This is a genomic window from Rhodococcus sp. A14, assembly GCF_011603105.1.
Taxonomy (GTDB): domain Bacteria; phylum Actinomycetota; class Actinomycetes; order Mycobacteriales; family Mycobacteriaceae; genus Rhodococcus_F; species Rhodococcus_F opacus.
On the sequence record NZ_JAAOQS010000197.1, the window covers coordinates 1 to 7,066 of the forward strand.

At 65.9% G+C, this 7,066-nt stretch carries 6 protein-coding genes and 1 pseudogene; 6 read left to right on the forward strand and 1 reads right to left on the reverse strand.

Annotation, left to right across the window (positions count from 1 at the left end):
- A pseudogene (locus G9373_RS44185) lies at positions 1–427 on the reverse strand (ATP-binding protein); the annotation flags it as partial.
- On the opposite strand from G9373_RS44185, the gene G9373_RS47465 reads away from it, so the two are divergent.
- The 6 genes from G9373_RS47465 to G9373_RS44210 all read left to right on the forward strand — a co-directional run.
- A complete protein-coding gene (locus G9373_RS47465; protein ID WP_037207269.1) occupies positions 398–577 on the forward strand; it encodes a hypothetical protein in 180 nt (59 codons plus the stop codon). The pseudogene G9373_RS44185 and the gene G9373_RS47465 sit on opposite strands and share 30 nt — an antisense overlap.
- A 669-nt stretch (positions 578–1,246) precedes the next feature.
- Complete coding sequence (locus tag G9373_RS44190; protein ID WP_005565109.1) at positions 1,247–2,212, forward strand: thiamine pyrophosphate-dependent dehydrogenase E1 component subunit alpha; 966 nt, start codon at positions 1,247–1,249, stop codon at positions 2,210–2,212.
- Positions 2,213–2,226: 14 nt separating this feature from the next.
- On the forward strand, positions 2,227–3,258 hold the full coding sequence (locus G9373_RS44195) for an alpha-ketoacid dehydrogenase subunit beta (protein WP_005243580.1): 1,032 nt from the start codon (positions 2,227–2,229) through the stop codon (positions 3,256–3,258).
- A 2-nt stretch (positions 3,259–3,260) separates the two neighbouring features.
- Positions 3,261–4,796, forward strand: a complete 1,536-nt coding sequence (locus tag G9373_RS44200; protein ID WP_005264257.1) for a 2-oxo acid dehydrogenase subunit E2 — start codon at positions 3,261–3,263, stop codon at positions 4,794–4,796.
- 9 nt (positions 4,797–4,805) lie between these two features.
- The gene (gene lpdA, locus G9373_RS44205; RefSeq protein ID WP_120659593.1) at positions 4,806–6,215 is read left to right on the forward strand and encodes a dihydrolipoyl dehydrogenase; all 1,410 of its coding nucleotides are present in this window, start codon (positions 4,806–4,808) and stop codon (positions 6,213–6,215) included.
- Positions 6,216–6,283: 68 nt separating this feature from the next.
- The coding region (locus G9373_RS44210; protein WP_167121140.1) for a lipoyl synthase at positions 6,284–7,066 on the forward strand (783 nt) is incomplete at its 3' end.

Sequence of the window (7,066 nt, forward strand, 5' to 3'; positions counted from 1 at the left end):
GGGTGGGGGTGGTGAGGGTGCAGGTGCCGCCGGCCTCCTCTGCGCGGATGGTGAGGTTGTGCAGGCCGCTGCGCGTGACGGCCGGGGCGATGCCGATGCCGTCGTCGGTGACGCAGATGGTGAGGTCGTCGCCGACGGAGACGGTGACATCGACGTGGTGGGCGTGGGCGTGGTGGACGACGTTGCTCAGTGCTTCCCGCAGCACTGCTTCGGCATGGTCGGCCAGTGGGCTGGTGACCACGCTCAGCGGTCCGGTCAGGCGCACCGAGGTGCGCAATCCGCTCTCACCGGTTTGTTCGGTGACGATCGCGGTCAATGCCGGGCGCAGCGCGAACCCGTCGTCCTCCCCGCCGTGCAGGTCGAAGATGGCGGTGCGGACATCGGTCAAGTCCAGTCCGTGCGCGAACAGTCGTTGGATGACGTGGTCGTCATCCACGCGCACGATCACACCGCGGAGTCGAGCTTCGGACTCGGCATCCTCTACCAACAGGAACTGCAGATCGGCGACGAGCAGGCCGAACACCTGAACGGTCAGTGGCAGGCGGCGCTGAAAGCGGCACGCCCCCTCTGGCGCTGACCGGGCCGATCACCGCAAACACAAGAGGTTCCTACCGCAAGATGGGTTCACCGACACGGGCACAACGGCTTTCCCCGCGGCACGCGGCATAGCCTCACGTTCCACCAGGAATCTTGGACCGGCCTCCAACTCAGAATTCTATCGAGTCAGGCGGCGAATCATCTACGCCCCCTTAGGTGTACCGTGGCCGACCGGGTCGATTCGGGCCTGCTGGCTGATCGGGGTCGGGGTCTGCGCTATCGAGACCGTCTCCCAGATCCACTTCTCTAAACGGAAGAGGTGGTCACCTCGAGAAGATCGGCGAGCTCGAACACCCGCTCCTCCGGTGACGCTTCCCGGAGTTCCCTCGCTTCCTCCACGACCTTGGTGTGGAGCGCCGTCAGGTAGTCCGAGTCTGTCGACCAGGCGGTGCCAGTGGGGTCTGTCGCCGTTGGCGGTGATCACGTCAGGAATGTTGTCACTGACGAGCTTTCGATGACCCTCGACCGCGTCGTTGTTTCACATCCCTCGATCGAACCATTGCAATCGGCTGCAACGTTTATTGCGCACGTCATAACTCCCTACATTCATGACCCGGGTTACACGAGGCACCAACCGTTCCGACGCCGCAGCGCGATCGGAGGCGGGCCCCGACGTAGCCGGCGACAACGGAGAAACCAAGGGAGTGCAATGGCGCTGAACAAGAACTCGCTACTGAGCGCGTATCGGAGGATGTCCGAGATCCGCGCGTTCGAAGACCGTCTCCACGAAGAGAACGCCACCGGCGACATCCCGGGCTTCATTCACCTGTACTCCGGGCAGGAAGCCATTGCCGTCGGCGTGTGCGAGAACCTGCAGGACACCGATTACATCGGGTCCACCCACCGCGGGCACGGGCACTGCATCGCCAAGGGGTGCGACCTCCACGGAATGATGGCGGAGATCTTCGGCAAGGACGACGGCCTCTGCCACGGCAAGGGCGGTTCCATGCACATCGCCGACCTGTCCGTGGGCATGCTGGGCGCGAACGCCATCGTCGGCGGGGCACCCTCCCTGGCCATCGGTGCGGCGCTCAGCGCGAAGACACTGCGAAACGGCGGCGTCGCGGCCTCGTTCACCGGCGACGGTGGCTCCAACCAGGGAACGGTCTTCGAGGCCATGAACATGGCTGTCGTACTCGACCTTCCCATCATCTTCGTCACCGAGAACAACGGATTCGGCGAGGCCACCGGACGGGACTACGCCGTCGGCGCACCCAGCATCGCCTCCCGCGCGGCATCCTTCGGCATGCCCGCCGTCACCGTCGACGGAACCGACTTCTTCGCCGTGTACGAGGCGACCCGTGAGGCCGTCGAGCGTGCCCGGATGGGAGGCGGGCCCACCTCGATCGAGGCGATCGCGTACCGCTGGCACGGGCACTTCGAAGGTGACGCGCAGCTGTACCGCACCGCGGATCAGGTCGCGGAACTGCGCAAGACGAAAGACCCGCTGCTGAATTTCCGCAACCACCCGGACAGCAGGAAGGTGTCGGCGAAGGAACTCGACGCGATCGATTCCGACGCACGAGCCCGCGTGGACGACGCCGTCGCGAAGGCGCGGCAAGCCGAATACCCGCCGTTGGAGAACCTTCTGACCGACGTCTACGTGTCGTACTGAGAGTGAGAACAGAGATGACAACGTCGAAGACGACGTACCGCGAAGCAATCAAGGCCGCGCTCGCCCAGGAGATGGAACGCGATGCGACGGTAGTGCAGATCGGTGAGGATCTGCGTGGTGGTCAGGCGGGGACCAATCCGGAACTCGAGTCCGGGAAGCTCGAGGCGTTCGGTGGTGTGCTGGGTGTGACCAAGGGCTTGTGGACCGAATTCGGTTCCGACCGGGTCATCGACACCCCGATCACCGAGTCCGCGATCATCGGCATGGCGGCCGGCGCGGCGTTGACCGGGCTCCGTCCGGTCGCCGAACTGATGTTCATGGACTTCTTCGGGGTCTGCTACGACGCCCTGTACAACCAGGCCGCGAAATTCCGCTACATGTTCGGCGGGAAGGCCCGCACCCCACTCGTGGTGCGCGGCATGATCGGCGCCGGATTCTCGGCGGCTGCGCAGCATTCGCAGTCCCCGTACAACGTGTTCGCCGCGGTGCCCGGCCTCAAGGTGGTGGCCCCGTCCAACGCGTACGACGCCAAAGGCCTTCTCATCCAATCCATTCGCGATGACGACCCGGTGGTGTTCTGCGAGCACAAGACGCTGTACGACCTCAAGGGCGAGGTGCCCGACGAGCCGTACACCATCCCGTTCGGCGTAGCCAACTACACCCGGGAAGGCACGGACGTCACGATCATCGCGCTCTCGGCCATGGTGAATGCCGCCAACACGGCCGCCGACAAACTTGCCACCGAGGGCATCTCCGTCGAAGTGGTCGACCCGCGGACCGTCTCACCCCTCGACGAGGAGGGCATCCTCGAATCCGTCGCGTCCACCGGGCGGGTGGTGATCGTCGACGAGTCCGCGGCACGATGCGGATTCGGCCACGACGTCGCAGCGCTGATCGCCACCAAGGCGTTCGGTTCGCTGAAGGCACCGATCGAACTGGTCACCCCACCGCACACCCCGGTGCCGTTCTCCCCCGTGCTCGAACAGGCATGGCTTCCCAACGCGGCACGCATCGAGGCCGCGGTACGCAAGGTGGTGACCGCCTGACCATGAGTGACATCAAACTGATCGAAGTTCCCAAATGGGGCCTGTCCATGGACGAGGGCACCGTCACCGAGTGGTTGATCGACGAAGGAACCCCCTTCTCGAAGGGCGATCTGATCTGCGAGATCGAGACCAGCAAGATCACCAACGAGTTGGAGGCGCCGTTCGACGGAGCGCTTCGTCGCATCGTCGCCAGGCCGGGTGCCACGTTGCCGGTGGGTGCGGTTCTGGCCGTGTCGGCTGACGCGGCCGTTTCCGACGCCGAGATCGAGGAATTCCTGACCGGCATCGGAGCGGATTCCGTCCCCGCATCCGAGCCCGAGCGGTCGCCGGGCGGACAACCCACCCCCGCGGAACCGCGCGTGACACCCACCCCGTCGGCGCCGGCGGCACAGGAGTCGGCGAGGACTCCCGGCACAACCGCCGTCCCGGATTCGCTACGGGGACAGACGAAGGGTGACGTGTTCGCGACACCACACTCCCGCCGACTGGCAGACGAATTGTCGATCGACCTGGGCCGTGTGGCCGGGACCGGTCGCGAAGGCCGGATCTCCGTCGCGGATGTCCACGACGCGATTCGCTCGGCAGGTGGAACCGTCGCGGAGGCACCGTCTCCGACCCGATCGGGTGTGCCCGGACGCACCTCCGAGGACGACAGCGGAATCGATGCGACGCCGGTGGCGCGTCGACTGGCGAAATCCCTCGGCATCAATCTGCACGATTGCCGGGCCACCGGTTCGCGGGGACGCGTCTGCGAGGCAGATGTCCGGGAAGCCGAACGGACGTTCCGGCTCGTTCCCGATCCGGTGGCGGCGTCCACGGGCGGCGCGGACACCTCGCAGCACACGGCACCCGAGTTCGAGACGATCCCGTTCAACTCGATGCGCAAGGCGATCGGTCAGCGTCTGCAGGAATCGAAGCGCAACGCCCCGCACTTCCGGCTCACCGTGGACCTCGAGATCGACAATCTCCTCGCGCTCCGCAAGGAGATCAACGCGACCGTGCCCTCGGTCAAGCTGTCGGTCAACGACTTCGTCGTCAAGGCCTGCGCGGCGGCGCTGCGCAAGGTCCCCGATGTCAACGTCCAGTTCGACGAAGCAGCACAGTCGGTGCTGAGATTCTCCACCGCCGACATCTCGGTGGCCGTCGCCCTGCCGTCGGGTCTGATCACGCCCATCGTTCGCGGGGCGGAGAGCAAGAGCCTCGCCGAGATCTCCGGTGAGGTCCACGCACTGGTGACGAAGGCCAAGACCGGCAAGCTGACGCCTGCGGAGTTCCAGGGCGGCACGTTCACCATCTCGAACCTCGGGATGTTCGGGGTGCGCGAATTCGACGCGATCATCAACCCACCACAGGGCGCCATCCTCGCCGTCGGAGCCGGACAGCACCGTCCCGTCGTCGTCGACGGTCAGGTCGTGCCTCGCACGGTGCTCACCGTCACCTTGTCCTGCGACCACCGGGTAATTGACGGCGCCCTCGGCGCCACGTTCCTGCAGGAACTGCGGCGCTTCGTCGAGTCACCCGCATTGATGCTGGTCTAGGGAGTATCCATGACTGACAAATACGACGTCCTGGTAATCGGAAGCGGCCCCGGCGGCTACGTCGCCGCTATCCGCGCCGCTCAGCACGGACTCCGCACCGCGGTGATCGAACGGGACCGCCTCGGCGGTATCTGCCTCAACTGGGGTTGCATCCCCACCAAGGCACTCCTTCACGGCGCCGACGTGGCGCATACGCTGGCAAATCTGCGTCCGCTCGGATTCTCCACCAGTGGTGTGGAATTCGATATGGCACAACTGGTCGAATTCAGCCGTGGGGTGTCGGGTCGGTTGTCCGACGGCATCGGATATCTGATGAAGAAGAACGGTATCGACATGATCACCGGCACCGCACGCCTGACCGGAAAGGGCGTCGTGGGGGTCCGGGAGAGCGCGGACTCGGCGTCGCCGCTCACCGAGTACCGGGCCGACCACATCATCCTGGCCACGGGTGCGCGCCCGCGGTCGGTGCCCGGGGTGACACCGGACGGCGATCGGGTCTGGACCTACTTCGACGCACTGGTTCCCCAGGACCTTCCGAAGTCGTTGCTGGTCATCGGGTCCGGTGCCATCGGCGTCGAGTTCGCCAGCCTCTACCACGATCTGGGCAGCGAGGTCACGCTCGTAGAGCTGGCACCGCAGATCATGCCCGTCGAGGACGCCGCGGTGGCCGGCCACGTGCGCCGGCAGTTCGAGAAGCGCGGGATCGAGATCCACACCGGTGCCTCGGTATCCGAACTCACGGTCGGCGCGGACTCCGTCGCTGTGACGGTGAGATCGGCGGACGGAACCCTCGAGCAGCGTGTCGTGGAGCGGGTTCTCGTCGCAGCCGGCATCCAGGGCAACGTCGAGGATTTGGGACTCGAGGACCTCGGCGTCGAGGTCGACCGCGGCTTCGTCACCACCGACCAGTGGTGCCGCACGACCGCATTCGGGGTCTATGCCATCGGCGACGTCGCCGGCGCCCCGTGCCTCGCTCACAAGGCCGGCCACGAAGGTGTGCTGTGTGTCGACAAGCTGGCGGGTGACCCGCACGTGACACCGCTGGACAAGGACTATGTCCCCGGATGCACGTACGCCCGGCCCCAGGTCGCCAGCCTCGGCCTCACCGAGGACCAGGCGCGGGCGACCGGTCGTTCCCTGCAGATCGGGCAGTTCGATCTGCAGGCCTCCGGCAAGGCGCTCGCCATCGGTGAAGCGGACGGGTTCGTCAAGACCATCTTCGACGCCGACAGCGGGGAACTACTGGGCGCCCACATGGTCGGTCCCGATGTCACCGAGCAGATCCAGGGCTTCGGCATCGCCCGATCCCTGGAGGCCACCGGTGACGATCTCGCGGAAGTGATCTTCGCGCACCCCACGCTGTCCGAGGCCATGCACGAATCTGTCCTGGCCGCGCTGGGCCGCCCGATCAACATGTAGCAATCCCGCCGAACCGTGGTCACCCTCCGGCACCACGGTTCGGCGGAATTACCCCCAGGAATCGACACGTGACTGCCACACCGAGACCATCGTCCGACGCCCCGCAGGCCCCGCCCGGCCGCAAGCTGCTCCGCCTCGAGATCCGGAATGCGGAGACTCCGATCGAACGCAAACCGAACTGGATCAAGACGAGAGCGAAGATGGGCCCGGAATACTCCGAGCTCAAAAGCCTCGTCAAACGTGAGGGTTTGCACACCGTCTGCGAAGAAGCCGGCTGCCCCAACATCTACGAATGCTGGGAAGACCGCGAAGCGACCTTCCTCATCGGCGGGCAGCAATGCACCCGCCGCTGCGACTTCTGCCAGATCGACACCGGCAAGCCCGACGACCTCGACCGCGACGAACCCCGCCGCGTCGCCGAGTCCGTCCAGGCGATGGGACTGCGCTACTCCACCATCACCGGCGTCGCCCGCGACGACCTCCCCGACGGCGGCGCCTGGCTCTACGCCGAAACCGTCCGCCTGATCCACCAGCTCAATCCCGGCACCGGCGTCGAACTGCTCATCCCCGACTTTGGCGCCAAGCCCGACCAGCTCGCCGAGGTGTTCTCCACCCGCCCCGAGGTGCTCGCCCACAACGTCGAAACCGTCCCCCGCATCTTCAAACGGATCCGACCCGCGTTCCGCTACCAGCGCAGCCTCGACGTGATCACCGCCGCCCGCGAAGACAACCTCGTCACCAAGTCCAACCTCATCCTCGGCATGGGCGAAACCCCCGACGAGGTCACCCAGGCGTTGCACGACCTGCACGACGCCGGCTGCGACATCATCACCATCACCCAGTACCTGCGC

Coding starts and splice junctions, on each gene's coding strand:
- G9373_RS44190 (WP_005565109.1), top strand. CDS start 1,247: ATGGCGCTGAACAAGAACTCGCTACTGAGCGCGTATCGGAGGATGTCC.
- lpdA (WP_120659593.1), top strand. CDS start 4,806: ATGACTGACAAATACGACGTCCTGGTAATCGGAAGCGGCCCCGGCGGC.
- G9373_RS44200 (WP_005264257.1), top strand. CDS start 3,261: ATGAGTGACATCAAACTGATCGAAGTTCCCAAATGGGGCCTGTCCATG.
- G9373_RS44195 (WP_005243580.1), top strand. CDS start 2,227: ATGACAACGTCGAAGACGACGTACCGCGAAGCAATCAAGGCCGCGCTC.